Source organism: Paraferrimonas sedimenticola, assembly GCF_002282855.1.
Taxonomy (GTDB): Bacteria; Pseudomonadota; Gammaproteobacteria; order Enterobacterales; family Shewanellaceae; genus Paraferrimonas; species Paraferrimonas sedimenticola.
In genome coordinates this window covers 55,782-79,471 of sequence record NZ_NRIR01000012.1, presented here as the reverse complement: position 1 = coordinate 79,471, position 23,690 = coordinate 55,782, and the positions used below count along the sequence as shown (strand labels likewise).

Genomic DNA, 23,690 nt, shown 5'->3' with positions numbered 1-23,690 from the left:
CTGCAAAACAACATGGCTATTGTCTTAACCTTATCGCGCTCTCATTTATCTTCACTAAACGGCAGCTAAGGGCCAAAGTGCGCCAATAGCCAGTGGCTAGGTTCCCATCTGCATGGGAACGACGGGAGTGGGCCAACTAAAGCCAGTAGCACTTAGCTAGATTCCCGCTTTCGCGAGAATGACGGTGCAGGGGCCATCCCCATCCCAATTCACATTTCTTTGCAAAGCTTGTACAGCGCCAACACTAACCTTATGTTATTAATGCCTTTTAGCGCTCAACAAACCAATAAGAATAAAAAGCATGAAATACAGCATTCGATTACTCAGCACAGCACTGGCGTTATGCGCCACCACAGTCCAAGCCGAGCACGATGTGTTCCAACCGCAGCGAGAAACCATTCACCTTGGGGTACAGGCAGTACTCACCTGCAATGGCCTGTTTACCTCTAATCGAACTATCGAGCAGATCAATGCCCAGGAACTCAGTTATATCCCTGGCAAGTTTGGAGTTGAGCCATCAAAGCTGGTTAAGATAGACAAGAAACTGCGCGGTGTCGCTATCAGCAACCCCGCAGGCGTGACTATTCGCGCGATATACCGGGACGGTATTGGCTGTGTGGTGCTGCGCCCCGACCAAGATTTCAGTGTCGCCAATCAGCTTCCACAAATCGAATTGCAATCGGCGCCAGCCGACTACCAAACCAAAGCTTGGCCCATGGGCGAAGCCAATGCGCCTTATCAATTCAAGTCAGCTAAGCAACAGCAAGCCATTGAAGCGGTTGCCGATTCGGCCTTTAATACCGGCAACCCTGAGCAAGACACACTCAGTCTGATTGTGGTTCATCGCGGTAATATCATGCTAGAGCGCTACGCCGATGGCGTTGACCGCTATACCAAGACTCGCACTTGGAGCACGGCTAAGAGCGTATTTGCCACACTGGCGGGCATCAAAGTCGACCGCGAAGAAATGTCGGTTAGTGACTCGCTCAATCTGGATTGGTCACCTGAGATGCCAAGCCCAGAAACCGACCCTCGCAACAGAATCACCCTAGGCGATGCACTGCAAATGTCGACCGGACTTTATCCGGTAGACAGTTTCAACATGGAGTACGCCAACGGTTCCGGCCTTTCTTACTGGGCGGGGGAGAGCTCTGCGGCGGGCGCGGTCAACCGCGGTCTGGTGCGAGAGCCGGGCACCTTTTGGGATTACGAAAACTACGACACCCTGTTGGCCACCATGTCGTTCAAGAACACCTTTGATTCAGTGGCTGACTACCACCAATTTCCATCAAAGGCGCTGTTCAACAAGCTAGGTATGTTCAATACCCTAGTCAGTACCGACCAATACGGTGACTTCATCTTTAGCAGCCAGATGTACACCACAGCCCGTGATTTGGCTCGCTTCGGTATGCTTTACGCCAACGGTGGCAAGTGGATGGGAGAGCAGATCATATCGCCTGAATGGATTGCCTACTCAACAACGCCAGCTCCAGCATCAAAAATCCGCGGCCATGATTACGGTGCCCAATGGTGGTTCCGCAAAGCCGACGAGAATAATGGCCCTGTGGCCCAATTCACCACTCGAGGCAATCGCGGGCAGTACGTGGTGATTATTCCTGAAAAAGAGCTAGTGATCGTTCGCCGCGGGCTCGACTACGGTAAGCAAGGCTTTGATCCCTGGAAGCTGGCAGACAAGGTGATGGCCGCGCTAGAAAACTAGCGATAAATACCTGGCAGAAACCGCAAGTGGGCGAGGACTCAGAAGCATACTGGCCTTGCCCCAAAGCGCGAAACTCAGGGCTAGCGCTTTTGAACTTACAAGCAAATGCTATACCCTCTTCCTAAAACCAATAACCTGTTTTCAACAACTTAATAGGCCTATCATGAGCTACAAGGTTTACCTATCTGGCGAGATCCACACCGACTGGCGCCAACAAATCATTCAAGGCTGCGAGAGCCGCGGGCTGGACATCAGTTTCAGCTCGGCAGTGACGGTTCACGAAGCAAGCGATGCCGCTGGCGATGGCTTAGGCGCCGAAGACAAACAATTCTGGCGCGATCACAAGTCTGCCAAGGTCAACGCGATTCGCATCTCTAATGCCATTAAGAACTGCGACATGGCCATCGTGCGTTTTGGCGATAAGTACCGTCAGTGGAACGCCGCCTTTGACGCAGGCTTTTGCGCCGCCCTTGGCAAGCCCTACATCACGCTGCACGACGATTGCCTAATTCACGCCCTAAAAGAGGTGGACGGTGCCGCACAAGCTTGGGCCACCACTCCCGAGCAAGTGGTAGAAATCCTTGAGTATCTGGTATCCGATTCCTAGTTTCGAGTAATGCATAAAAGGGACCGCTCGGTCCCTTTTTTAAGCAAGAACTGGCTGCTTAACGAGCAAAACCCGAATCGGTAATGCTCACCTCGGCCACTTCGCCATAACTTGCTGCTAATTCGCGAATGTCGTCGGCTTTGCCAATCATCACAAAGCGGTAGTTGTCTTTCGGGAAGTACTGAGCAATCAATTCGCGCGAGCGCTCTAAGGTTAAACCATTGACCTTAGACTCGAAATCGTTGATGAACGACTCGTCATAGCCATACAAGAACATGTTGCCTAAGAAATCTGCGCGCTGCTGCGCCGTCTCATAGCGCGGCGGAAACTGACCTTTCACGTACGCTTTGGCCGAATCCAATGTCGCTTGGTCTAACCCCTGCTCCCACAATCTGGCGTAGGTGCTCAAGGCTAAATCGATGGCTTCTTTAGAGGTCTCAGTGGCAGTAAAAGTGCTGATGCGGAATACACCGCTTTGACTCATAGGTACAAACGCCGAGCGCGCACCATAAGTCAGCCCCGAGTTAACACGAAGCTCGTCATTCAGCCAAGAGGTAAATCGACCACCTAATACCGTGTTAATCACCGTCAGCGCTACATAGTCCGGATTGTCACGAGCCACACCTGCACCGGCAATCACAAAGGTGGTTTCACGAGAGTCAGGCTTGTCCACCAGCAGTACTTTAGAGCTATCCAGCGACTCTTGCCCTCCAGTCAGAGTTGGCTGAGTGATGGCCTCGCCGTTGCTCCAAGGTTCAAACAAGCCTTTGATGTCCGCTAGCATGCCGCGAGGCTCAAAATCCCCTGTAACTACAATCGCGGTATTTTGCGGCTGATAGTAGCTTTGGTGGAAAGCACGCAATTGGCTGACACTCATGTCGCCCAAGCTTTTTTGCTCACCGTTAACCGGGTTACCGTAAGGGTGTCCGGGGTAACTGGCGGACATCAAGTACTGATTAATCACCGCACGCGGGCTTTCTTTGGCTTGTTGTAATGCGGCCAATCCGCGGGTCTTGGCTTTGTCGAACTCGCCCTGGTCAAAGCGCGGGTCCATTAGCATGTCAGAGATGATCGGCAGCATCAGGTCGCGATTTTGCTTTAAGAAACTCGACGCCACATAACTGCCTTCCAGCGAAGCGCCAGTGCTGATTTGAGCGCCCACAAAATCCGTGGCTTGCTCGATTTCCAACTTAGTGCGATCACCCGCGCCAAAGCTAAGACCGTCTGCGGTCATTGCTGCAAGGCCGGCGGTGGTGTCATTGACCGCACCGGCGCGAACCACGGCACGTACGTTGATCAGCGGCACTTCAGCGTCTGGCATTAAGTAAACGGTTAAACCGTTGTCCAGAGTGTGTTGCTCGTAGGCTGGCAGCTGAAACTGGCTTTCAGTGCTCTCCAAAACATTAAGCTTAGGCAGCGAGGTGTTGGCACAACCGGCTAAGGTCAAAGTCGCTGCAAACAGGGTTGTCAGTGTCCGTTTCATTAGTCTTTGTCCTCTTTAGACGACAGAATGCCAACCGTGCGGTTCGACTTCTTCAAATACACTTGGGCCACGCGCTGAATGTCTTCGATAGTGACTTCAGAGTAACGCTCTGGCGCCTCGAACAGCTTCTTGTAGTCGCCAAAATACAGCTCATAGCTACCCACTGTATTCGACTTACCATTGATGGTGCTCATGGCTTGGTAAAACTCCATCAGCTTCATGTTCTTGGCTTTTTCCAGCTCTTCGGTAGTCACCCCTTGGGCGGAGACTCGATTCACTTCCGAAATCATCGCATCACGCAACGCAGTCGGCTCAACGCCCGGAGCTGCGATGCCAATTAGGCTGTACACGCTTGGGTCTAAGCTGTTTGGCAGATAGCCATCAACCTGCACCGCGGTTTGTTTTTCGACGATACCTTGGTGCAAGCGCGAGCTGTTGCCCTGGGTCAGAATGGTTTGCAGCAAGTCCAGCGCGTAGAAGTCTTTGTGCTTGGTCGCCGGCACGTGATAGGCCAGCATCACCCAAGGCAGGCTCACCGACGGCTTGTGCACGTATACGCTGCGCTCGCCTTGTTGCAGTGGCTCAACCGTGCGCACCTCTTTAGGCGGTGCTTGTGCTGGGATTGGCTCGAAGTACTTCTTGGCCAACTCGCGCACTTGGGCTTCGGTAACCGCACCGGCTATCACTACCACAGCGTTGTTCGGCGCGTAATAGGTTTTGTGGAAATCTTTAAGGTCTTGCAGCGACCAAGCAGCAATGTCCGACTCGTGGCCAATCACAGGCCAGCTGTAGGGGTGCGCCAAGAAAGCGGTGCCCATCACTTGATAATAAAGCGCTCGAAAGTTGGAGTTCTCCAAGCCGGTGGAACGCTCGGACGTCACCACCCCGCGCTCGCTTTCCACCACCTCTGGGTCTATTTCTAGGTATTGGATGCGATCGGCTTCGAGCTTAAAGATGGTCTCCATCGCCTCGGCTGGAAACCAATTGGTGTATACGGTTAAATCTGGGGTGGTGTACGCATTGTTCGCACCACCAGCGGCTTCCATGGTGCGGTCAAACATCTTAGGGCCGTAGTTCTTGGAGCCGTTGAACATCATGTGCTCAAAGAAGTGGCTCAAGCCGGTGATGCCTGGTGCCTCGTTACGCGAGCCGGCTTTCCAGAATAGGTACATGTTGGCGTTCGGGATCGAGTTATCTTCGATCACCATGATTTTCATGCCGTTTTCTAGGGTAAAGGTTTTCACCTGGTCTACCGTAACGGCATGGGCGCTGCCGAACAGTAGCAGCCCGAGCAAGGCCGCTTTGACGAGAGACTTCATAAAGCACTTCCGTGATTGTTATTTAGTGTTCTAAATAACAATCCAAAAGTTCCATAAAATCAAGCAACAAGCCTAAATCAATGTGGGCAGAAGTGTAACCAATGGCCAACAGTTTGGGGTTAGTAGCGCTGTTTAACCGAGTCTGGCATGCCTTGCATTTGGCGCTCGATAAACACATCCAGCAAATGCAGCAGCGGTGTTTGCGGTAGGTGTTCGACAAGCTCTAATCCCTGTGCCACCGCCTCCAAGGTCGACAATCCCTCGGCATTAGGGGCTTTGCGAATACGGTATTGGGCTTGGCTCGAGGGCAGTGCAAACTGCGGCAATTCGGCAAGCCAGGGGTTGAGTTGATAAAGCTTAAAGGCTTTTTTCCAAGTGCCGTCAAGCACCAATAAAGTGCCTTCTTGAACGGGTGTTTCGGCGCTGACCAAAGTGGTCGCATCTTCGCTTGGGTACAGTAACCACACCGGCGCGTTACTATCCGCCAGTTGCTCTCGCAACTCATTAAAGTCTTGGGGACTCTCACCACGCACAACCTGAATGTCGTTTAATGACAGCTCTAGCAGTGGCACCGTGGCTTTCGCCGCTTTGGCTTCGCTGGGATGCTGCAGCACCACTACCTTCACTTGATTGCGCACTTGGCTAACGCCATGGCAAACACAGGTCGCTTTTGGGTAGTTACATTTTGGGCAGTAAGCTCGAGTCATAACATTTTGTCGCAAAAAAGCCGCCAAAAATCCTCATGGAAGCCTTTAGAATTGTGATTATAATGAACTTGTCGATTTGCTCGGGTTCTAATTCAGCGAACCCGAATCAACTGTTTACGGAGTCCGGAGTAATGGTAGCCAGTTTTTTGTCCCGAATGAAACAGGGGCATTTCCAATTTCAGCGACGAGGTCTGCCCAAGTTCGTGGCCCTTGCGGTTACCGCGTTATTGGTACTGACTTTCTTGCTAATGCTACCTCTGCTGCTGTTGCTCGGCTTAATCGGTCTAGTCATCACCCTCATCATGGGTAAATCCGTTAGCGAACAGCACAAGAAAATGTGGCGTCACTACCACGACCTCAGCGTGTTCCCCGGCGCTACCAATCGCCGCCGCAATCAAACTGGGCCAGACTCAAAGCGCGAATCTGAATATTCAGGCCGCACTTTTGAACATCAACCGGACCGCGACTAGCTTTTGTTAGCCAACCCCATGTAATGCAAGCGGGTTGGCTTATCTAATTTCTCTATCGAATATCTGAGCATGGTGCGTGGCATTTGCGCAGCGTGCTCATCGAGAAACTCGGTCAGATCCGATAAGTGGCGCTTGCCCGCTTCCCTGAGCATCCAGCCGCTGGCTTTTTGAATCAAGTCGCGCGTATCACCGACGCATACCTTGGCTTGGGCTAGAGTCAGCTGATTATGGCCTTTTTGAATGAAATACAACCCGGCCAATATCGCCACCCGTCGACGCCACAGGTCAGCGCTATCAAACAGCGGAGTCAGTTCATCGGCGCGATCGGGGCAATAGTGGCGTCCTAGCACCTTGTGCGCCGAACAATCCACCAAGTCCCAGTTGTTGATGTAATCCAGATGCCGCCAGTACTGCTCAACCAAGTCATCGCGCTGCTGCTTGCGCTTAGCGTACGCCTCGGTCATCCAAATTAGTGCTGTCATTCGCAACTCGTGCCATTCGCTCACCAGCAAAGGCTGTATCTCGTCAAAGCTCAGCCCCAAGGAGGCTTTCGCGGCGGCGCGAATTTGAGGCATGCGCAACCCTAAGAATTTATCGCCCTCGCCGTACTCACCAGGTCCGGTCTTAAAAAAACGCTGCGCATGCTCGGCGTTATCCGCATTAGCCAGGGACATTAAATGCTCTGTCAGTGTCACACCGCTATCGAAAGTCATGAGCCTATCCCGAGGTCAGCTGTGCCAAGGCGCCATTCAAGCCTGTGTCATCGGAAGATGCCTCGAGTTCGCTTTGAATGTGGCGCATAAACTCTTGCTTAAGTGTAGGCAGTGCACGTGCCATTTCATCTTCAGGAACCTGCTCGGCTCTGTGTTCAGCCGCTTTCAGCCAAGCCACCGCTTGCGGCCAGTCCGCCTCGCCAAAAGCGCCATTGGCCAGCGCCAGCGCCAATTCAACCATGGCGGTGAGCGAATGGCCGTAGCGAATCACTTCTTGCAGGTACTGGCGAGCCAGCTGATGGTCTTGTCCGAGCTCATCGCTAGAAAGCATGTGTTGGGCGCGTACCAGCATGGCGTCCAAATGCCCCTGCTCGGCCGCTTCGGCCAGCCAACGCTCGGCTGCCGCCGGGTCGGCTTTACAACCATCACCGTTGAGCAACATCAGCTGTAGGTTGTACTGAGCTTGAGGGTAGCCCGCTTGCGCGGCCTTGTGAGTAAACTCAAAGGCTTGGGTTTTATCGACACCCTTAGGGCCACCTTGATAGTGCAGCACACCTAAGTTTGCCATGGCTTCGGGCTGTTGCTTGTCCGCCGCCAAAGTTAAATAGTGCTCCGCTTGCTCAAGGTCCACCGCTACCGCTTTAGTGCCGGTTAAACACCAAAAACCGTACAGCGCCATCGCATCGGCATGCTCAGCTTTGGCGGCTTTGGCCACCAGCTCGCTGCCGCGCTCGATTTGGGCTTTACCTTGAAAGCCATTGACCAGCGCTACGCCATACTCGTAAGCGCCATCGTCTAAGCGCTCATGAGCTAATTCAAAATAATGGGCAGCTTGGGCAAACAGAGCCGCTGAGCCATGGTGCTCTACCACGGTTTGTTGGGCTTTTTCCGCCGCAGCGAATTCCTGGTTGCGAAGCTCTAGCGCTTTACTTTTAAGCGATTGGCCGACCAGCACCTGTGCTTGCGGGTCGTTTTCCATTACCGCTCGATAGCAAATCTCGCGACCCGCTATCGAGTCAAACGGCACAAAGCGGTACTCAGGTGCATCGCGTTTAAGCAACACAGGATACAACTCGGCGGCCAACTCGGCGCAGCGAGTCACCGAACGCTCGGCAATGGTGATCAGCTGGCTAAAATCGAGACGGTACTTTTCTGGGTGCGCACCGCGATTACCGTCGGCGCGGATTTTGTGCATACGCCGAGTCAGACGCACGTTAATCAGACGCTGCCGGTTGAGATCTTCAATGCGGTCGTACAGGTTAACCGTGGTTAACGGGCTGCCCAGCTGTTCGGCAATTTTGGCGGTGAGCTGATGCAGCAAGCTGCGTAGCATCAACAATGACTGGGTGGGTACATCGCGGGCGTAGGACTTGGCCACTCGATAGTCATCCCCCAGCTCGGGCAATAACTCAGCTACTAATTGTTCGTCGGTCAGTCCCTTGCCCATGGTTTAACTCTCCACGCTAACTTCGGCTGGCGTGCGCTTAACCATGTACAAACGAAACAGTGCGACGGTCACGAACAAGGCTAAGAAAGCGCCAATCGCATTCATAAATACCGCCAGCACCATAGGTGCTGCCGCCACTAGCTGGACCAACACGGCGGTGATAAAGCTGATTGGGAACAGCAATGCTAAGACAGCGATAGTCGGCAAAAACAAGCCCTGACTAAAGCGGAAACACTCGGTCACGGCCTTCAGTGGAGTCGCGTGTTCAACCACCACTAGGAAATTCACGTAGGCCAGACGCACACCCATCCACAGAGCGATAACCAATAGCGGTAAAAAACCGGTGAGCAGCGCCGGCATCATGGCCAGCATCACAGCCACCGCGGTGATCACTCCAGCCAGCATCAGCGACGGCACAAACTTAAAGCCCAGTAACCAAATTTGCTGCGCGCTGTATTGGTGCCCTTGCGAGCGGGTGTGTAAAAACAAAGTGACGCAAGCGTACATGTGAAACAGCACCAGCATCACTAGCAAAATAGCACCATAGTCCATGCCGGTAAGTTGAATCTCAGTAGCGTCCTCCACGTCCATCGGCAGACGAGTGTTTAGCCACATTTGCAAACCGTTTTGAACCAGTAGCAGCGGAAAGCTCATCACAAACAGGGCCTTACCCTGGCTGCGGAAGAAATTCAGAGCGTCGGTAAGGACGGCAGATAACGACATTTTAATCCCAGTAAAAAAACTCAAACGATAAGCCTTTTAGGATACCTTAAAGTTCGCCGCTATTGCATCAAGCCCGCGTCATAGAAATGACCGGTTTGGCTAAGGCTTGAGCGTAAATGCTGTTTCGGATCACGTGCTTAGGTGGCTTGCTTGACTGCTTTAGCTATTCCCGTTAGCTTATCCCGACTGACTTATCTATGCTTTCCGTATGCCGGACTCGACTCCACAGCCCATCGCCAACTTGGCGGATGCCATCACAGCGCTCGCTTCCCAAATTCAGGCCATGACACAAGCCCCGGACGGGGTGCGCTTGTTATCTGAGCCCTTTAGTGGCGTGCCCATGCTGGCCTGGTTGGCCAGCCAGAACCAAACACCCAAGGTGTATTGGCAGTCTCGTGGCCACCAAAAGGAAAGCGCCGCGGTGGGCGCAGTACGCGAATACCTGTTGCCGCATACGGCCAACAGCAAAGAGTTTGAGCATCTGTATCAACAGCTCGATTGGCAGCGCCATGACAGCGAGTGCCGCTATTACGGTGGTTGCAGTTTCGACTGGCAGGCCAGTGCTTGGAAGCACTACGGCAGCGCCCGCTTTGCGCTGCCGCGCATCGAAATTCGCCGCCAACAACGAGATTTTCAATTGTTGGTAGCGCTGGATGGCGACAGTCCGAGTTGGGCGCAAGAGCGCCAAGCCGCGCTAGAAGCGCTGCAAGGCTTGAAGCCGCCAAGACCTTTGCCTCCGCCGCAAAAATACCCGCTGCAATCCCGATTAGATAAGCCCAATTATCAAACTTGGTGCGATCTGGTTGACGAGGTCACCGCCGGTGATTTTGTGAAGCACACGCCCAAGGTAGTGCTAAGCCGAGTGACCGAACTGGCACTCGCGCGTCGTGTTGACCCTTGGAGCTTGTTGGCTCTGTGGCAAGGGCGCAACCCCAACTCTTATCAGTTCGCGTTTCAATACAGTGCGCATGACACCTTTATCAGCTGTTCGCCGGAGCGCTTGTTCCGGCGCCAACTCACCTCGCTTAGCACAGAGGCGCTTGCCGGTACGACTACTCGTGGCACCTCAGAGAGTGAGGACCAAGCGTTGGCGCAGGCACTGCTGGATGATTCAAAAAACAGTCATGAAAATCAGCTGGTTGCCGATCATATACTAGAGAGTCTTGCGCCATTGAGCGATGCAGTAGAAGCCGATGACAAGCCAAGCTTGTTTAAGCTCAATCGCATTCAGCATTTGCATCGCGCCATCGATGCCGAGCTCAAGTCAGAGGTGAACGACTGGCAATTGCTGCGCGCCTTGCACCCAACTCCAGCGGTTGGTGGGCTGCCAAGAGCCTCAGCTATGGACTACATACGCCGCAACGAGGGCTATCAGCGCGGCTGGTACTCCGGTGCTTGTGGTTTCTTTGGCCAGCAACACAGCGAGTTCAGCGTGGCCATTCGCAGCGCTCGTGTGCGCGATGACCATATACAACTGTTTGCCGGAGCGGGCATTGTTCAAGGCTCCAACGCCGACGCCGAGTGGAACGAATTGGAAAACAAATTGGCGACCATCATGTCGTTATTATTAGAACTATGAAAACCATCGACACTGCCGCTTTTAACAATATTTGGGCCAGCCTGATTCTCGACGAATTGGTACGCCTTGGGGTTTCACAAGTGTGTCTGGCACCGGGGTCACGCTCTACGCCTTTGACCTTGGCCGCAGCGCAACATCAAGGGCTTACCTGCCATAGCCACTTCGACGAACGCGGGCTTGGTTTTTTGGCCCTAGGCTTAGCCAAGGGTAGTAAGGCGCCAGTGGCGATTATCACCACTTCAGGCACAGCGGTGGCCAATTTGTACCCGGCCATTGTCGAAGCGTTTCAAAGCGGCCATTGCCTAGTCGTACTTTCTGGTGATCGACCACCAGAGCTGATTGACTGCGGCGCTAACCAAGCCATTGACCAACAAGGCATTTTTGCCGATTACGCGCACAAGCTGGAACTTCCGCCAGCCAATAGCGAACAGCCAGCAGCCTCTTTGCTAACCCAAATTGACCGCAAGCTGGCCAGCGCCATGAGCCATCCAATAAAGCCGTTGCACATCAATTGTCAGTTTCGCGAACCCTTCTATCCAAACGTTGAGCAACTGGCTCAGCGCTTAAGCCCTGAGCTGCACCCTTGGCTTGCGCCACTGGAAGACCATTTGTCTGGCGTCGCGCCTTACAGCCAATACCCAAGTGCCCAGCACACTCGACCGCCGTCGAAAGCTCAGTTGAGCGAGTTTGGCGCTGGCAAAGGGGTGATTGTGGTTGGTGAGCTAGATGCTAGCGAGAAACCTGAGAGCCTAGTGGCGCTGGCCAAGCGCTTGGGCTGGCCGTTACTGGCCGATGCTCAAAGTCAGCTGCGCCAACATCCAGTGGCAATTGCCAATGCGGATATGCTGTTGCACAGCCAGCCCGCGCAAGATTTACTTGGTGAGGCGGAACACCTGTTGTTAGTCGGTGGTCGTCTGGTGTCCAAGCGCATTCAAAGCCTAATTGGCTCGCACCAGTGGCGCTCGGTTTGGCAAACCCTGCCAGGCCCCGCTCGATTAGAGCCAAGCCATATTGCCAAGCACATCTGGTACCTGACCCCGTCCCAGTTGGCGGCGCTTCCTTGGAGTGCAGCCAGCGCTCACAGCGGTTGGGCCGATTCGCTAAACGATTGGAGCGAACAGCTAGAACAGCACTGGCAGCGCCAAATTGACCAGGGCGAATTCGGTGAGGCGCAAGTGGTACGTTCTATTGCCGCGCAGCAATGGGATCACCAAGACTTATTCATTGGCAACAGCTTGCCGATTCGTCTGTTCGACCAATTTGCGCCGCTGAATGACAAAACTCAGGCGCTGTTTACCAATCGCGGCGCCTCTGGCATCGACGGCCTACTGGCCAGCGCTTGTGGAATACAGCGAGCGCGCAAACAACCCATGACGCTTATCATTGGCGATGTTTCCCAGCTGCACGACCTTAACTCGTTGGCCTTGGCAAAAGATGCGCAGGCACCACTGGTAATAGTGATCGTAAATAACGATGGCGGCAGTATCTTTAATTTACTACCTGTGCCCAGCGCTGAATTGCGTGAGCGCTACTATCGCCTGGGGCATGGACTAAGCTTTGAGTCGGCAGCGGCCATGTTTGAGTTGCCGTATCAGAAGTGCCAAGATATCGAGAGTTTTAACGAGGGTTATCAAGTGGCGCTGACCGGTGATAGCAGCTGTATCATAGAGGTCGTCGTCGACAGCCAGCAAGCCAGCGACCAGATAAAAACTCTGGCGCAACAACTGCAACAAGGCGAATAACCCCAGGCCTGAGGAGACCCAATGTTTGCGTTGCATTGCGTCAATGAGTCACCTGAGTTACCCAAGCTAGTGCTGATCCACGGCTTTTTGGGGGACGGTCGCGACTGGAGCGGCTGCCTGCCACAGCTCAGTCAGCGCTTTAGCGTTTATCTGCTCGACCTACCCGGCCACGGCGACAGTGCACACCTGCGCGTCACCGACCGCGAGTCTATGGTCAAACGCCTGCAAATGAGCTTGCAAAGCCAAGTGGACGGCCCGTTTCACTTATGCGGCTACTCCCTCGGTGGTCGCTTGGCCTTGCAGGTAGCCGATTTAGGCGAGCTCCCCTTGTTAAGCCTGACCTTGGAGTCCTGTCATCCCGGACTTGAGCGTGAACCCGAGCGAGAAGCGCGCTTGTTGCACGATGAGCGCTGGGCTAAGCGCTTTGAAACTGAGCCTTTGAGCCAAGTGTTGGATGCCTGGTATCAACAAGCGGTGTTTAGCGACTTAAGCGAGCAGCAACGGGCTGATTTAGTCGAAATCCGCTCGCACAACAGCCCGAAAGCGCTGGCGGCTACCTTGCGCGCCGGCTCGCTGGCGCATCAACCGAATCTGCGGGCATCGATTAACGCTCACGAATTCCCGATTCACTTTATCGTTGGCGAACGGGATATAAAATTCATGAACTTGGCGAGCAAATGGCGCGAAAGCCATTGGAAGCTCAAGCTGCATACGGTTCGCCAAGCCGGCCACAATGTTCACCAAGCGCAACCAAAGGCGTTTGCCGATGCGCTGATTAGCGCGTTACTTGGAGACCTTTAATGTCGCGTTGGCATTTGCATCGCTACCAAGCCCCTCTGACTAAAGCTCTGCCCCTTGGCCAAAATACGCTACACCATCGCGAAGGCTTGATTCTGAGCGGTAACGGCATTTGTGTTGAAATCGCTCCCTTGCCTGAGTTTTCAAAAGAGAGCCTTGCCGATTGCGTCAGCGCCTTAACCCGCACTCGTGAGCACCTTAATGCCGAGCGTTTGCCGCTGCCATTAAATGAGTGGATGGCGCCTTTTGCCCTAGTACCACCAGCGGTGGCCTGGGGTTTAAGCTTGCTTTGGGCCAAAGCCAATCAGCTACTACCGGCGCGCTTGAATTCTCAACGCCAGCCTTTGCTGCATGGTGATAGCAACCAAATAGCCGAACAACTCAAGGCGCTGCCCAGCGACACCCTACAGGTAAAACTAAAAGCCTCTCCGAACGTAGAGCGTACTGTGCAACAGGTTTATCAAGTCCTCGAGCAACTACCCAAAGCCCGCTTTCGCATCGATGCCAATCAAAGCCTTAGCTTTGAGCAAGCGGAGCAGTTGTACGCCATGCTGCCCAAAGCCCATATTGATTACATTGAAGAGCCAACCGCCTCGATTGCTGAGGCACAACGCCTGTTCGACTTGTTTGGGATCCGCTACGCGGTGGATGAGACCTTGGTCAGCCAAGGCGACTTCCAAGTGCACGATGGATTGGTCGCCTTAGTTATCAAGCCCATGCTTTTAGGCAGTCTAGAGCGCTTAGATGCCATAGCTGATAAAGCTCAGCACTGCGGGGTTAGTGTGGTGATCAGCGCCAGCTTTGAGTCGAGTTTGGGCCTCAATGACTTGGGCAAGATAGCCGAACATTACGCGCCGAGCGGGATCATGGGGCTAGATACTCTAGGCGCTTTTGCCAGTGATATTGCTGAAGCCAATGGTTTTGGATTCAATGACCGCCCCTTACTGACCATTGACGAGCTTCATCCCGTATGGCCGTGATTGATTGCCCGATAGAGGCGCAAGCTAGGCGCGACGCTGATGCCATTGCTATCCGCACGCCAAAGGCTGCGATAAGTTACACCGAGCTCCACCAAGCGATAGACTGCTTGGCCGCGCAACTCTCCGACTTGCTCCCTGGCGCTATCATTGGGTATGTGGGGCATAACTCTGAGCTAATGGTGACCTTGTTCTGGGCCTGTGCGCGCAACGGCTGGGTGTTTTGCCCACTATCGCCTCGCTGGACCCAAGCCCAAATTCTCGAGTTTGTGCAAACCCATCAGTTAGCACGCTTGTATGTAGCTGAGGGTATAGAGTGCGAGGCATTGGCTGGAGAGACTTTGGCTTGCGAGCCTTTGTGCTGGCCCAACAACTCGAGCGAAACTGCTGTGGTTGTGGGCAAACAGCTAGACGACAGCGCGCCAGTAAACGCCATATTGACCTCGGGCTCAAGTGGCCAACCCAAAGCAGCGGTCCACAGCCTTGCCAATCACATCGCCAGCGCTCGCGGCAGTGCAAGCTTAATCCCATTAACCTCTGACGATAGCTGGTTACTCAGCCTGCCCTTATTCCATATTGGCGGACTGGCCATTGTGGTGCGCTGCGCCCTTGCCGGCGCTTGTATCGCGTTACCGGATCCCAAGCTGAGCCTTGGCGACAATCTAATCGCCTTGCAACCCAGCCATTTGTCTTTGGTGGACGCTCAATGCAAGAGCCTTTGGCAAAGCGCAAACACTCGCGAAGCCCTGCTACAAGCCAAAGCCTTACTACTTGGTGGCAGCGCAATATCGACAGAAACCTTAGAGCGCTTAGCCCAACACCAGCTACCGGCGTTTATCAGCTACGGCCTGACCGAAATGAGCTCGCAAGTGTGCACCGCCAGCGCCAATGCCCAAGGTCTGTGTGGCGAAGTGTTGCCCGAACGAGAGCTCAAGATTGATGAGCGCGGCCATATCCTGCTTCGCGGCGCCACCCGCTTTCTGGGCTACCTCAACAAGGGCGTGTTGCAACGACTACCAACGGACAGTTGGTTCGACTCCAAGGACTTAGGCCAATGGCAACAGGGCCAGTTAAAAATTCTAGGAAGGGCCGACAATCGCTTTGTTTGCGGTGGTGAAAATCTGCAGCCAGAAACGGTCGAATCCGCGCTCCTAAAACACCCGAAAATCCAGCAAGCACTGGTCTACCCGCTCGCCGATGAACGCTTCGGCTACCTGCCCCACGCCATCATCGACGCACAGGTCGAACTCACCCAAGAGCAACTGGACCAACACCTAGCCGAATTGCTGCCGCGCTTCATGCGCCCGCGCAGCTATCAAGCCTGGCCGCAACTGCCCCCAAGCGCCGGCATCAAACCTAACCGCAAAGCCATCATCCAAGCCATCTGTGGATAAAACCACCAAAAAACAGCATAGGGGACAGTCCCCTGTGTATAGCTGTGTGCATAATTTTATTTCGGAGATAAAAGCAGATCGACGCAGATAACAACGCTTGTGGATAAAAGAGCCGGTTTTAGGGGGTGGGGACAGTCCCCTGTTGGTAGGTTGTGGATAATTTAGGCAATAAAAAACCCAGCGCTTGGGCTGGGCTTAGAAGCTGGGAGTAAGGACTAGATGTCCATCGCCGCCTTTAGCTTTTTCATGGCGTTCTTTTCGAGCTGGCGAATGCGCTCAGCAGAAACACCATAATGGTCGGCCAGCTCGTGTAGCGTGGCTTTTTGCTCGTCGAGCCAGCGGGTTTTGACGATGTGCTGACTGCGCTCGTCTAGGGTTGCCATGGCTGCGGCCAATTTTTCGTTGGCGCTGGCTTCCCAGTTGGCTTGCTCGTATTGCACCGCGTGATCCGAAGAGTTGTCTTCTAGATACAGTGCTGGTGCGAAGCTGGCGTTGTCGTCGTCATCGGCGACAGTTAAGTCATAAGCGGCATCTTGCGCAGCCAACCGCGACTCCATCTCGGAGACTTCAGAAGTGCTTACGCCTAGATTGTCAGCCACCATTTTGACTTCGTCTTGAGAGAACCAGCCTAAACGGCTTTTGGCTTTACGCAGATTGAAGAACAACTTGCGTTGCGCCTTGGTGGTGGCGACTTTAACAATACGCCAGTTTTTCAAGACGTATTCGTGAATTTCTGCCTTAATCCAGTGCACGGCGAAAGACACCAAGCGCACACCCACTTGTGGGTCAAAACGCTTAACTGCTTTCATCAAACCTACATTGCCTTCCTGAATCAGGTCAGCCTGAGGCAAGCCATAACCGGAATATCCTTTGGCTACGTGCACCACGAATCTCAGGTGCGACATAATGAGTTGTTTTGCGGACTGCAGGTCACCAGTTTCCTGCAACTCAGTGGCGAGACGATGTTCCTCTTCAGCATCCAGCATTGGGATACTGTTAACCGATCGAATGTAGGCTTCAATACTGCCATTCGACTCGGGAACCATCAGTGCCATAGATTGCGCTTGCTGTGCCATTAACGCTCCTACCATTGGACAAAAAACAACGAGTCAATCCCGAAGGCGCTCGTTGGACGAAACAGTATATAACATCTAGCGAATAAATCGCCAGTATCGCAATTATGACCGTCAGCTTTTAGCAAGGTTCAATGGCTTTTATGTGCTGTCGCACCGATAAATAGCTACCAACCCAGCCCAGCGCTGACGCGGCAAACATTAAACTGAATAACTCTGTGGCCCCTAAAGACTCCATTTGAAAGTCGCTTTGATACAAGCCCAACAGTGGTTGAATCGCGCCATTGAGCCAAACCACCAGCAGTTGTACTAGTACCCAAGCCAAGGCTCCGGCGATAATGCCGTACCATACGCCAGTGTACAGAAACGGGCGTTGAATAAAGGCTTGAGTAGCGCCCACCAACTTCATTACTTCGATTTCCGAGCGACGGTTCATAATCGCTAGGCGAACCGTGTTACCTATCACCAGTAATACCGCCAGAATCAGCAACAAAGCTAGCGCCAATACGGTGCGCTCGAGCATGCCGATAATGGCTTCGAGCTTTTGCAGCCACTCGATATCTAAGCGGCCGAAGTCTACTTCGCTTTCGCGACCGAGCTTTTCGAGCAAGCGACTGGCAGCGCCTGGAGTGGCATGGCCTTGGGCTGGAGTAACCATCACTACCGCCGGCAGTGGGTTGGCATCGAGCAAAGCCAAGGCTTCACCAAACCCGGAGACTTGCTGAAACTCGGCCAATGCCTGGCTTTTGTCTATGTATTCAACTTGCTCAACCTCAGAATAGCTTTGGACTCGTGTCAGTAAATTTTTCACCGCTCGCTCATCAGCGCTATCGTGCAAAAACAGACTGATTTCAGCGGCTTGCTGCCAAGAAGCGGTAATTTTCTCAGCGTTCTTCACCATGACTTGCAGCGCGGCGGGTAGACTCAAACTCACGGCCAGCACAGCGATTGTCATCCCGGCGGCGATGGGTGAGCGCCAAATCTCACCTAGTGTTGCGGTGGCGTTTTGTAAATGGCGCACCATCCACATGATTAGCAAACGCGGGACAGGCACCTTGTTGCGACTTAAGGCAATGTTCTTGCTCATAGCTGGTGTTCCTCGGCAAACAGCATCTGACCTTGCTTTAGGGTCAGGGTGCGGTACTTCATGCGAGCAATTAAGCCAAGGTCGTGTGTCGCCACCAGTACCGAACTACCCGCGTCGTTGAGCAATTCAAACAAGCCCATAATGTCCATCGACAGTTTGGGGTCCAGGTTACCGGTTGGCTCATCCGCCAAAATCAATGGCGGCTTGTTCACAATGGCGCGAGCTATACCGACACGCTGTTGTTCACCACCGGAGAGCATAATCGGATTGTGCTTTTCTTTGCCGTGCAGCCCCACCATATCCAAGGCGCCGCTAACCCGCTTGTTGATTTCTTTCTGGCTGAAGCCTTCGATCAACAGTGGCAGCGCCACGTTGTCGTGCACGCTGCGGTCCATTAAAAGTTGGTGGTTTTGGAAGATAATGCCAATGTCTCGGCGCAGGTAAGGTACCTGAGCGGGAGAGACTTGAGCAACGTCGTGGCCGTTGATGCTGACCCGACCGGCGCTGGCGCGCTCGATCACGCTGATGAGCTTGAGCAAAGTACTCTTGCCCGCGCCCGAGTGACCGGTCAGAAACGCCATTTCCCCTTTTTTAAGGTGAAAACTAACCCCAGAAAGCGCTTTTTGGCCACCTGGGTAAACCTTCGATACCTGTTCAAAGCGAATCACTGTGCTTGTCTCTTTTTGTTGTTTTTGAGCGAATCACAAGCCGAGGCCCTCGTCAGTGCGAGAGCCAGGTTTTTTCTATTTAGTCAGCATCCGGTTTTTGAAACAAGGCTTTAATGAAATCTTGAGCATTAAATGTGCGCAAGTCCTCTAATTGCTCGCCTACTCCAATGTAACGAATTGGAATGCCGAATTTGTCTGCAATCGCGAAAATCACTCCGCCTTTCGCAGTGCCGTCGAGCTTGGTTAAGCTAATTCCAGTGAGCCCCACTGCGTCGTGGAACAATTGAGCTTGCGAGATGGCGTTTTGGCCGGTACCCGCATCTAAGGTCAACATCACCTCGTGCGGCGCATTGGGGTCGACCTTCTTCATCACGCGAACAATTTTTTTGAGCTCTTCCATCAGGTGAGCTTTGTTTTGCAAACGGCCTGCGGTATCGGCAATCAGCACATCCACGCCTTTGGCTTTAGCCGACTGCACCGCGTCAAACAGCACGGAAGCGCTGTCAGCACCTGTGTGTTGTGCCACCACTGGAATATTGTTGCGATCGCCCCATACTTGCAGCTGCTCAACCGCCGCGGCGCGGAAGGTATCCCCTGCCGCTAGCATCACTGACTTGCCTTGACTTTGGTATTGGCGCGCCAGCTTACCTATGGTGGTGGTTTTACCCACACCGTTAACACCGACCATCAGAATCACGAAGGGACCATCGCTGTTTTCCGGTACCAAGGGCGCTTCAACGCCAGCCAGCATCTCTTGCATGCGCTGTTGCATCAGCTCATACAGTGCTTCGCCGTCTTTAAGCTGCTTGCGGTCCGCTTGTTCGGTTAAATCGTCGATGAGCTTAGTGGTGGTTTCCACGCCCACATCGGCCATTAACAGCTGCTCTTCGAGCTCTTCAAACAGCTCGTCGTCGATTTTCTTGCCAGTGAATATGCTGGCAAAGCCCGCGCCTAGATTTTCGGATGTACGCTTAAGACCGGCTTTCAGACGGGCGAACAAGCCCATTTTGGCAGGCTTCTCTTGCGGCTGCTCGACCACGACGGCTGGCTCTGGCTCTGGCTCTGGCTCTGGCTCTGGCTCTGGCTCTGGCTCTGCAGGTTGTTCCACAGTTTCGCTTTCCACAAGCTCGTCAGTCGTTTCCGTCGGCGCTTCAACGGGCGTAGGCGCTACCTCAGGTTCAGTTGCTTCAACCAGGTCTGCATCGGTTTTTGATGCGGGTTGCTCTTTCTGCTCACTTTCAACTTGAGTCGACTCGGCAGGTGATTCTACCTCGGGTGACTCTACTGCTTCGCTTTCCGCTTGGTCTGCCTTTTTGTCGCGGCGGAACCAGGAAAACATGCCTTTTTTTGCCATGGGAAACTGTCTCTATCTATCGGTTCGCGTGAGTTACGCTTTACCATCAAGCCTGCTAAACTAGCGCCCGGCGGCGCTGAGCAATTAAACGCCGTAGTCTACCACAGCCAATTCCAGCGGAGAACGCATGGTTAAGCGACCTCAATCCAAATCTCGAACAAACGCAGGCCAAGTTCGCATTATCAGCGGACAGTGGCGCGGCCGTCGTTTACCCGTGGCCGATGTGCAAGGGTTAAGGCCCACCACTGATAGGGTTCGAGAAACCCTGTTTAATTGGCTGATGCACGACATTCAAGGGGCAAGAGTACTCGATTGTTTCAGTGGCAGCGGTGCGCTTGGCTTTGAGGCGCTAAGCCGCTGGGCGGAGTACGCCGAACTGTTTGAAATGGATGCTAAAGTGTCCAAGCAGCTGCAAAACAATTTGAAAACCTTAGGGGCCAACAACGCCAAGGTGCGCCAAGGTGATACCCTTAAACTCCTATCGACTGCGCCAAGCCAAGGCTTTGACCTAATATTCATCGACCCGCCATTTCGCCGCGACCTTATCGCCCCGACCCTAGAGCGATTGCAGCAAGGCTGGCTAGCACAAGGCGCGCTGATCTATCTGGAATGCGAACAAGAGTGCCATCCCGAATTGCCCGAATCTTGGCAAGTGCTTAAACAAAAGCAAGCCGGGCAAGTGATTTACCGACTGATTCAGACTTAAGAGAACAGCCATGATCAAGCTACTCAAATTCGCCATGGTCGCCGTGTGGGCGGTCATGTTGTTCAATTTGTTAAATCCCTTCGAGCAACCGTTTGGTGCCATTGTTGAAGCGGCTTTAGCACTGACCTTACTCGGGCATTCACTGATGCTAATTGTGTCTCGACTTAAGTTTAGCAAGCCTCTGTCACAAAAAGACAAACTGCAGTTGATGGCTTTTGGAGCTATCGCATGGTGGCAGATTCGAAACGAACAAAAATCAAGCGCCGTGACCGCTAAATAAGTCGTAACAGCTTGTTTACAAGCATTCGTTTGATACACTGCGGGGAATAACAATAACGCAAACGGACGAGTGGCATGTTGAAGTCGTTGCCGGTGAACGAATTGAAGGTGGGCATGTTTGTCGTCGCCATCAATGACGATCAACCGTTGACCGTCAAACAACAGGGTTTCGTTGAATCGCAACTGACGATAGCCACAATGCAGCGCAAAGGGGTCCACAAAGTCACCGTGGACCTAGCCCGCCAAAAACAAACCAAGGTCGAGCAGGCTAATCAACCCTGTGCCGACACCCCGCAACCTGAACCCAAACAACCCTTGTCTGAGCGCGTTGCCAAAAAACGAGTTCTGATTGACGAGGCCAAAAACCTGCAAACTCGGTTAATGCAGGATGTGAAACTCGGACACACCATTGATGTCGCGCCGGTTGAGCAAATGGCATCCGGCTTTATTGACGCGGTGGCGGATGACCCCGAGGCGATGGCCTGTTTGGCCTTGATCAAAAACAAGGACGACTATCTGCTCGAACACTCGATTGGGGTGGCGATCCTGATGAATATTTTTGCCCAGTACTGTGGTTTTGGGGGCAAAGAACTGCACCAAATGGCAACCGGTTCTTTGTTGCACGACTTGGGCAAAGTCATGATCCCCGAAGAAATTCTAAATAAGCCCGGCCGCCTGACCGACCACGAATTCAACATCATGAAGTCTCACGCCGCTCATGGGCAGACCATTATGTTGCGCCAGCCTCAAATCTCTAAAATCGTTCGCGATGTCGTGTCGATGCACCACGAAAAGCTCGATGGCAGTGGATATCCTTTAGGATTGAAAGGCGATAAGATTTCGGTTCACGGCCGCATGATCGCCATTTGCGACATCTATGACGCGTTAACCGCCGATCGGGTATACAAAAAAGGCATGCCGCCCACCAAAGCGCTGAAGATTCTTTTGTCCATGGCACCGGATCAGCTCGACGAGGAGTTGGTGCAAAAATTCATTAAATGCATCGGCGTTTATCCACCCGGCGCCATGGTGGAGTTGAGCAATGGTCGTTTGGCTATCATCGTCAGTGCTAACAAAAAAACACCAGTGAAACCCGTGGTAAAACTCATCTACCACATCAACGGTCAGCACCACCTCGAGCCCACCGAGGTCGACTTGTCTCGAGATGCGAAAGACCTAAAGATCGTCCGCTCGGTAGACCCTAAAGCGTTTGGCTTAGAACTAGATAACTATCTGTAGTCGCTAAACATTAATTATTGGTTGTATAATTAGCGACTTCACCGACACACACTAAGGCACGCATGACTTACCTAATTGCCGCTTGTGTTTCTCTACTCATCGGCCCTTTGTTTTATCGTTTTTTTGCCGAACAACACAAGGTCACCAAAGCCATCGATGGCTTTGTTTTTGTCAGTATTGGTGGTCTGCTCCTCACCCACATTCTGCCCGAGTTACTCCATCACGGCGGGCTTAGCGCCTTCGTGGTTTTACTCGCCGGTTTATTTGGACCGAGCATTAGCGAGCGCCTGTTCCAAAAGCACTCTCGCTTGACCCACAATTTCACCTTATTGTTGGCGTTTACCGGTCTGCTACTGCACACTTTTATCGACGGCTCTAGCGTCTCTGTATCGGACCACGACCACGGCGTTGCTGACTTTCTTCCCCTTGGAATCATTCTGCACCGTCTGCCCGAAGGCTTGGCAATTTGGTGGCTGTTATCACCGCAATTTGGCAACAAAGGCGCCAGTTTCGCCATAGGGCTCATGCTGTTAGGCACATTGGGCGGCTTTGCCTTTGGCGAGCACTACGCCAACCAATTGAGTTTGGATAACATTGTCTTGCTGCAAGCGTTTGTCACGGGCTCAATTTTGCACGTGGTTTGGCACCAGCCGCATGTGGAAAAATCACCGAGCGACCACTCGCGACGCTCAGAGACTCTTGCCGGTGTCGGCGCTCTGCTCGGAATTTTGTTACTGATTGCCCTGTTTAGCGCCGAAAGTCACAGCGGGCACGCCCACAATCACGACCATGGCCACATGAGCATGGAGCAGCTGTGGCAGTGGACCTTGGCGGTTGCCCCTTACTTGCTCGTAACCTACTTACTTGGCAGCTTGCGATTTGCCTTGGGGTTGCGCCCCGATACCAACAACCCCTACCTGGGTTGGTTAGTGCGCCTAATAGGCCCGGAAGGCTTTGTATTTGTGGGTTTGATTTTGGGCTGGCAAGTTGCACTTTTCTTGGCACTGACCAGTCTGATATTAAGCGCCTTCTTAGCGCAGCAAAAAATACCTATCGACCAAGTTGGTCCTGCTCAACCGCTCACTTTGCGAGAGTTTAGCTTGCACTATCAAGTGGAGCGCTCAGCGCCTTGGGTGATACTTAGTCTGCTGATTGGCAACATGATGCACTACCCAGAATTGCTGGCTAACCAGCCATGGTGGCAGTGTTTGCTGCTTATTTGCTTGATGATGCCTTTGCGCTTTTGCTTTGTCGGTGCGGCGGCATTGGGTTTGACCTTGGCATGGGCCGAGTGGAGCACTCAAGCGGTATTGTTAGCGCTTCTAGCAGCGCCCTTGATCAACTCGCAACAACTCAAAAAGATGTCTGGCCCACAAGGGGCGCTGACCATGGGGTTGGTTTTAGGCATGGTTGCCGCTGGACAACAATGGCTTGAAGGCATCAACCTTGAACACGCCATCGCTTGGCCCGAGCAAACTCAGGTACTGGCGGTGTTAGTATTGGGGCTGTTGTACGCCATCGCCCTGTTACGCCTTGGTCCGCGTGCCTTTATGGCGCGCTTATTCTCGGTGAAGTTCGACCCTCACCAGCATCACCACCATTAGC

At 53.2% G+C, this 23,690-nt stretch carries 22 protein-coding genes; 12 read left to right on the top strand and 10 right to left on the bottom strand.

What is annotated here, in order from left to right; all coding sequences use genetic code 11:
* The first annotated feature begins 301 nt into the window (after nucleotides 1–301).
* Together CLC93_RS16785 and CLC93_RS16780 are read left to right on the top strand one after the other, a co-directional pair.
* Nucleotides 302–1,720 (top strand): serine hydrolase domain-containing protein, encoded by a 1,419-nt coding sequence (locus CLC93_RS16785; RefSeq protein ID WP_211286901.1) that lies wholly within the window; start codon nucleotides 302–304, stop codon nucleotides 1,718–1,720.
* 163 nt (nucleotides 1,721–1,883) lie between these two features.
* A complete protein-coding gene (locus CLC93_RS16780) occupies nucleotides 1,884–2,327 on the top strand; it encodes a YtoQ family protein (RefSeq protein WP_095507147.1) in 444 nt (147 codons plus the stop codon).
* Between the two features lie 58 nt (nucleotides 2,328–2,385).
* On the opposite strand, the gene CLC93_RS16775 is transcribed toward CLC93_RS16780, so the two are convergent.
* The 3 genes from CLC93_RS16775 to CLC93_RS16765 form a co-directional block, all read right to left on the bottom strand.
* Nucleotides 2,386–3,810 carry a M16 family metallopeptidase gene (locus CLC93_RS16775; protein ID WP_095507146.1) on the bottom strand — a complete coding sequence of 475 codons (1,425 nt, stop codon included), beginning with the start codon at nucleotides 3,808–3,810 and terminating at the stop codon, nucleotides 2,386–2,388.
* Nucleotides 3,810–5,129, bottom strand: a complete 1,320-nt coding sequence (locus CLC93_RS16770; protein ID WP_095507145.1) for a M16 family metallopeptidase — start codon at nucleotides 5,127–5,129, stop codon at nucleotides 3,810–3,812. Before CLC93_RS16770 ends, CLC93_RS16775 begins: the two co-directional genes overlap by 1 nt.
* 119 nt (nucleotides 5,130–5,248) lie before the next feature.
* A complete protein-coding gene (locus CLC93_RS16765) occupies nucleotides 5,249–5,836 on the bottom strand; it encodes a tRNA-uridine aminocarboxypropyltransferase (RefSeq protein ID WP_095507144.1) in 588 nt (195 codons plus the stop codon).
* Nucleotides 5,837–5,967: 131 nt separating this feature from the next.
* On the opposite strand from CLC93_RS16765, the gene CLC93_RS16760 reads away from it, so the two are divergent.
* Nucleotides 5,968–6,306 (top strand): hypothetical protein, encoded by a 339-nt coding sequence (locus CLC93_RS16760; RefSeq protein WP_141237418.1) that lies wholly within the window; start codon nucleotides 5,968–5,970, stop codon nucleotides 6,304–6,306.
* On the opposite strand, the gene CLC93_RS16755 is transcribed toward CLC93_RS16760, so the two are convergent.
* Genes CLC93_RS16755 through CLC93_RS16745 form a run of 3 tightly spaced genes read right to left on the bottom strand, consistent with a single transcriptional unit; the run spans nucleotide 6,303 to nucleotide 9,189 of the window.
* Nucleotides 6,303–7,019, bottom strand: coding sequence for a DNA alkylation repair protein (locus tag CLC93_RS16755; RefSeq protein ID WP_095507142.1), 717 nt, complete (start codon nucleotides 7,017–7,019; stop codon nucleotides 6,303–6,305). The genes CLC93_RS16760 and CLC93_RS16755 overlap by 4 nt on opposite strands.
* 4 nt (nucleotides 7,020–7,023) lie before the next feature.
* Complete coding sequence (locus tag CLC93_RS16750) at nucleotides 7,024–8,466, bottom strand: DUF4145 domain-containing protein (protein ID WP_095507141.1); 1,443 nt, start codon at nucleotides 8,464–8,466, stop codon at nucleotides 7,024–7,026.
* A 3-nt stretch (nucleotides 8,467–8,469) separates the two neighbouring features.
* Nucleotides 8,470–9,189 carry a hypothetical protein gene (locus CLC93_RS16745; RefSeq protein WP_095507140.1) on the bottom strand — a complete coding sequence of 240 codons (720 nt, stop codon included), beginning with the start codon at nucleotides 9,187–9,189 and terminating at the stop codon, nucleotides 8,470–8,472.
* Nucleotides 9,190–9,397: 208 nt separating this feature from the next.
* Between CLC93_RS16745 and CLC93_RS16740 the strand changes: the two genes are divergently transcribed.
* From CLC93_RS16740 to CLC93_RS16720, 5 genes are read left to right on the top strand one after another with little or no spacing between them, the layout of a single operon-like run.
* Nucleotides 9,398–10,768, top strand: a complete 1,371-nt coding sequence (locus tag CLC93_RS16740) for an isochorismate synthase (RefSeq protein ID WP_095507139.1) — start codon at nucleotides 9,398–9,400, stop codon at nucleotides 10,766–10,768.
* On the top strand, nucleotides 10,765–12,510 hold the full coding sequence (menD, locus tag CLC93_RS16735) for a 2-succinyl-5-enolpyruvyl-6-hydroxy-3-cyclohexene-1-carboxylic-acid synthase (protein ID WP_095507138.1): 1,746 nt from the start codon (nucleotides 10,765–10,767) through the stop codon (nucleotides 12,508–12,510). The genes CLC93_RS16740 and menD overlap by 4 nt, the downstream gene beginning before the upstream one ends.
* A gap of 21 nt (nucleotides 12,511–12,531) precedes the next feature.
* On the top strand, nucleotides 12,532–13,311 hold the full coding sequence (menH, locus tag CLC93_RS16730; RefSeq protein ID WP_095507137.1) for a 2-succinyl-6-hydroxy-2,4-cyclohexadiene-1-carboxylate synthase: 780 nt from the start codon (nucleotides 12,532–12,534) through the stop codon (nucleotides 13,309–13,311).
* Complete coding sequence (gene menC / locus CLC93_RS16725) at nucleotides 13,311–14,288, top strand: o-succinylbenzoate synthase (RefSeq protein ID WP_095507136.1); 978 nt, start codon at nucleotides 13,311–13,313, stop codon at nucleotides 14,286–14,288. The genes menH and menC overlap by 1 nt, the downstream gene beginning before the upstream one ends.
* The gene (locus CLC93_RS16720; protein ID WP_095507135.1) at nucleotides 14,279–15,679 is read left to right on the top strand and encodes a 2-succinylbenzoate--CoA ligase; all 1,401 of its coding nucleotides are present in this window, start codon (nucleotides 14,279–14,281) and stop codon (nucleotides 15,677–15,679) included. Before menC ends, CLC93_RS16720 begins: the two co-directional genes overlap by 10 nt.
* A gap of 215 nt (nucleotides 15,680–15,894) precedes the next feature.
* Here the strand turns inward: CLC93_RS16720 and rpoH are convergent, their stop codons facing one another.
* The 4 genes from rpoH to ftsY all read right to left on the bottom strand — a co-directional run bounded on the left by rpoH (nucleotide 15,895) and on the right by ftsY (nucleotide 19,861).
* Entirely contained in the window at nucleotides 15,895–16,755 is an 861-nt protein-coding gene (gene rpoH / locus CLC93_RS16715; RefSeq protein ID WP_095507134.1) for an RNA polymerase sigma factor RpoH, read from the bottom strand.
* 118 nt (nucleotides 16,756–16,873) lie between these two features.
* Nucleotides 16,874–17,839 (bottom strand): permease-like cell division protein FtsX, encoded by a 966-nt coding sequence (ftsX, locus tag CLC93_RS16710; RefSeq protein WP_095507133.1) that lies wholly within the window; start codon nucleotides 17,837–17,839, stop codon nucleotides 16,874–16,876.
* Entirely contained in the window at nucleotides 17,836–18,507 is a 672-nt protein-coding gene (ftsE, locus tag CLC93_RS16705) for a cell division ATP-binding protein FtsE (protein WP_095507132.1), read from the bottom strand. Before ftsE ends, ftsX begins: the two co-directional genes overlap by 4 nt.
* Nucleotides 18,508–18,586: 79 nt before the next feature.
* Nucleotides 18,587–19,861: a signal recognition particle-docking protein FtsY gene (ftsY, locus tag CLC93_RS16700; RefSeq protein ID WP_095507131.1), complete on the bottom strand. Its 1,275-nt coding sequence runs from the start codon at nucleotides 19,859–19,861 to the stop codon at nucleotides 18,587–18,589.
* Nucleotides 19,862–19,988: 127 nt separating this feature from the next.
* Between ftsY and rsmD the strand changes: the two genes are divergently transcribed.
* The 4 genes from rsmD to CLC93_RS16680 all read left to right on the top strand — a co-directional run bounded on the left by rsmD (nucleotide 19,989) and on the right by CLC93_RS16680 (nucleotide 23,689).
* Nucleotides 19,989–20,567 carry a 16S rRNA (guanine(966)-N(2))-methyltransferase RsmD gene (gene rsmD, locus CLC93_RS16695; protein WP_095507130.1) on the top strand — a complete coding sequence of 193 codons (579 nt, stop codon included), beginning with the start codon at nucleotides 19,989–19,991 and terminating at the stop codon, nucleotides 20,565–20,567.
* Nucleotides 20,568–20,577: 10 nt separating this feature from the next.
* A complete protein-coding gene (locus CLC93_RS16690) occupies nucleotides 20,578–20,847 on the top strand; it encodes a DUF1145 domain-containing protein (RefSeq protein ID WP_095507129.1) in 270 nt (89 codons plus the stop codon).
* A 74-nt stretch (nucleotides 20,848–20,921) separates the two neighbouring features.
* Complete coding sequence (locus CLC93_RS16685) at nucleotides 20,922–22,085, top strand: cyclic di-GMP phosphodiesterase (protein WP_095507128.1); 1,164 nt, start codon at nucleotides 20,922–20,924, stop codon at nucleotides 22,083–22,085.
* 62 nt (nucleotides 22,086–22,147) lie between these two features.
* Nucleotides 22,148–23,689 carry a ZIP family metal transporter gene (locus CLC93_RS16680; protein ID WP_095507127.1) on the top strand — a complete coding sequence of 514 codons (1,542 nt, stop codon included), beginning with the start codon at nucleotides 22,148–22,150 and terminating at the stop codon, nucleotides 23,687–23,689.
* Nucleotide 23,690 lies beyond the last annotated feature (1 nt).

Bases quoted from the DNA above. Each gene is read 5' to 3' on its own strand.
- menC (WP_095507136.1), top strand. From the start codon at position 13,311: ATGTCGCGTTGGCATTTGCATCGCTACCAAGCCCCTCTGACTAAAGCT.
- CLC93_RS16740 (WP_095507139.1), top strand. From the start codon at position 9,398: ATGCCGGACTCGACTCCACAGCCCATCGCCAACTTGGCGGATGCCATC.
- CLC93_RS16780 (WP_095507147.1), top strand. From the start codon at position 1,884: ATGAGCTACAAGGTTTACCTATCTGGCGAGATCCACACCGACTGGCGC.
- ftsX (WP_095507133.1), bottom strand. From the start codon at position 17,839: ATGAGCAAGAACATTGCCTTAAGTCGCAACAAGGTGCCTGTCCCGCGT.
- CLC93_RS16690 (WP_095507129.1), top strand. From the start codon at position 20,578: ATGATCAAGCTACTCAAATTCGCCATGGTCGCCGTGTGGGCGGTCATG.
- CLC93_RS16760 (WP_141237418.1), top strand. From the start codon at position 5,968: ATGGTAGCCAGTTTTTTGTCCCGAATGAAACAGGGGCATTTCCAATTT.
- CLC93_RS16785 (WP_211286901.1), top strand. From the start codon at position 302: ATGAAATACAGCATTCGATTACTCAGCACAGCACTGGCGTTATGCGCC.
- CLC93_RS16755 (WP_095507142.1), bottom strand. From the start codon at position 7,019: ATGACTTTCGATAGCGGTGTGACACTGACAGAGCATTTAATGTCCCTG.
- CLC93_RS16745 (WP_095507140.1), bottom strand. From the start codon at position 9,189: ATGTCGTTATCTGCCGTCCTTACCGACGCTCTGAATTTCTTCCGCAGC.
- CLC93_RS16775 (WP_095507146.1), bottom strand. From the start codon at position 3,810: ATGAAACGGACACTGACAACCCTGTTTGCAGCGACTTTGACCTTAGCC.
- rpoH (WP_095507134.1), bottom strand. From the start codon at position 16,755: ATGGCACAGCAAGCGCAATCTATGGCACTGATGGTTCCCGAGTCGAAT.
- menH (WP_095507137.1), top strand. From the start codon at position 12,532: ATGTTTGCGTTGCATTGCGTCAATGAGTCACCTGAGTTACCCAAGCTA.
- ftsY (WP_095507131.1), bottom strand. From the start codon at position 19,861: ATGGCAAAAAAAGGCATGTTTTCCTGGTTCCGCCGCGACAAAAAGGCA.
- CLC93_RS16685 (WP_095507128.1), top strand. From the start codon at position 20,922: ATGTTGAAGTCGTTGCCGGTGAACGAATTGAAGGTGGGCATGTTTGTC.
- CLC93_RS16750 (WP_095507141.1), bottom strand. From the start codon at position 8,466: ATGGGCAAGGGACTGACCGACGAACAATTAGTAGCTGAGTTATTGCCC.
- CLC93_RS16680 (WP_095507127.1), top strand. From the start codon at position 22,148: ATGACTTACCTAATTGCCGCTTGTGTTTCTCTACTCATCGGCCCTTTG.
- rsmD (WP_095507130.1), top strand. From the start codon at position 19,989: ATGGTTAAGCGACCTCAATCCAAATCTCGAACAAACGCAGGCCAAGTT.
- CLC93_RS16720 (WP_095507135.1), top strand. From the start codon at position 14,279: ATGGCCGTGATTGATTGCCCGATAGAGGCGCAAGCTAGGCGCGACGCT.
- menD (WP_095507138.1), top strand. From the start codon at position 10,765: ATGAAAACCATCGACACTGCCGCTTTTAACAATATTTGGGCCAGCCTG.
- CLC93_RS16765 (WP_095507144.1), bottom strand. From the start codon at position 5,836: ATGACTCGAGCTTACTGCCCAAAATGTAACTACCCAAAAGCGACCTGT.
- CLC93_RS16770 (WP_095507145.1), bottom strand. From the start codon at position 5,129: ATGAAGTCTCTCGTCAAAGCGGCCTTGCTCGGGCTGCTACTGTTCGGC.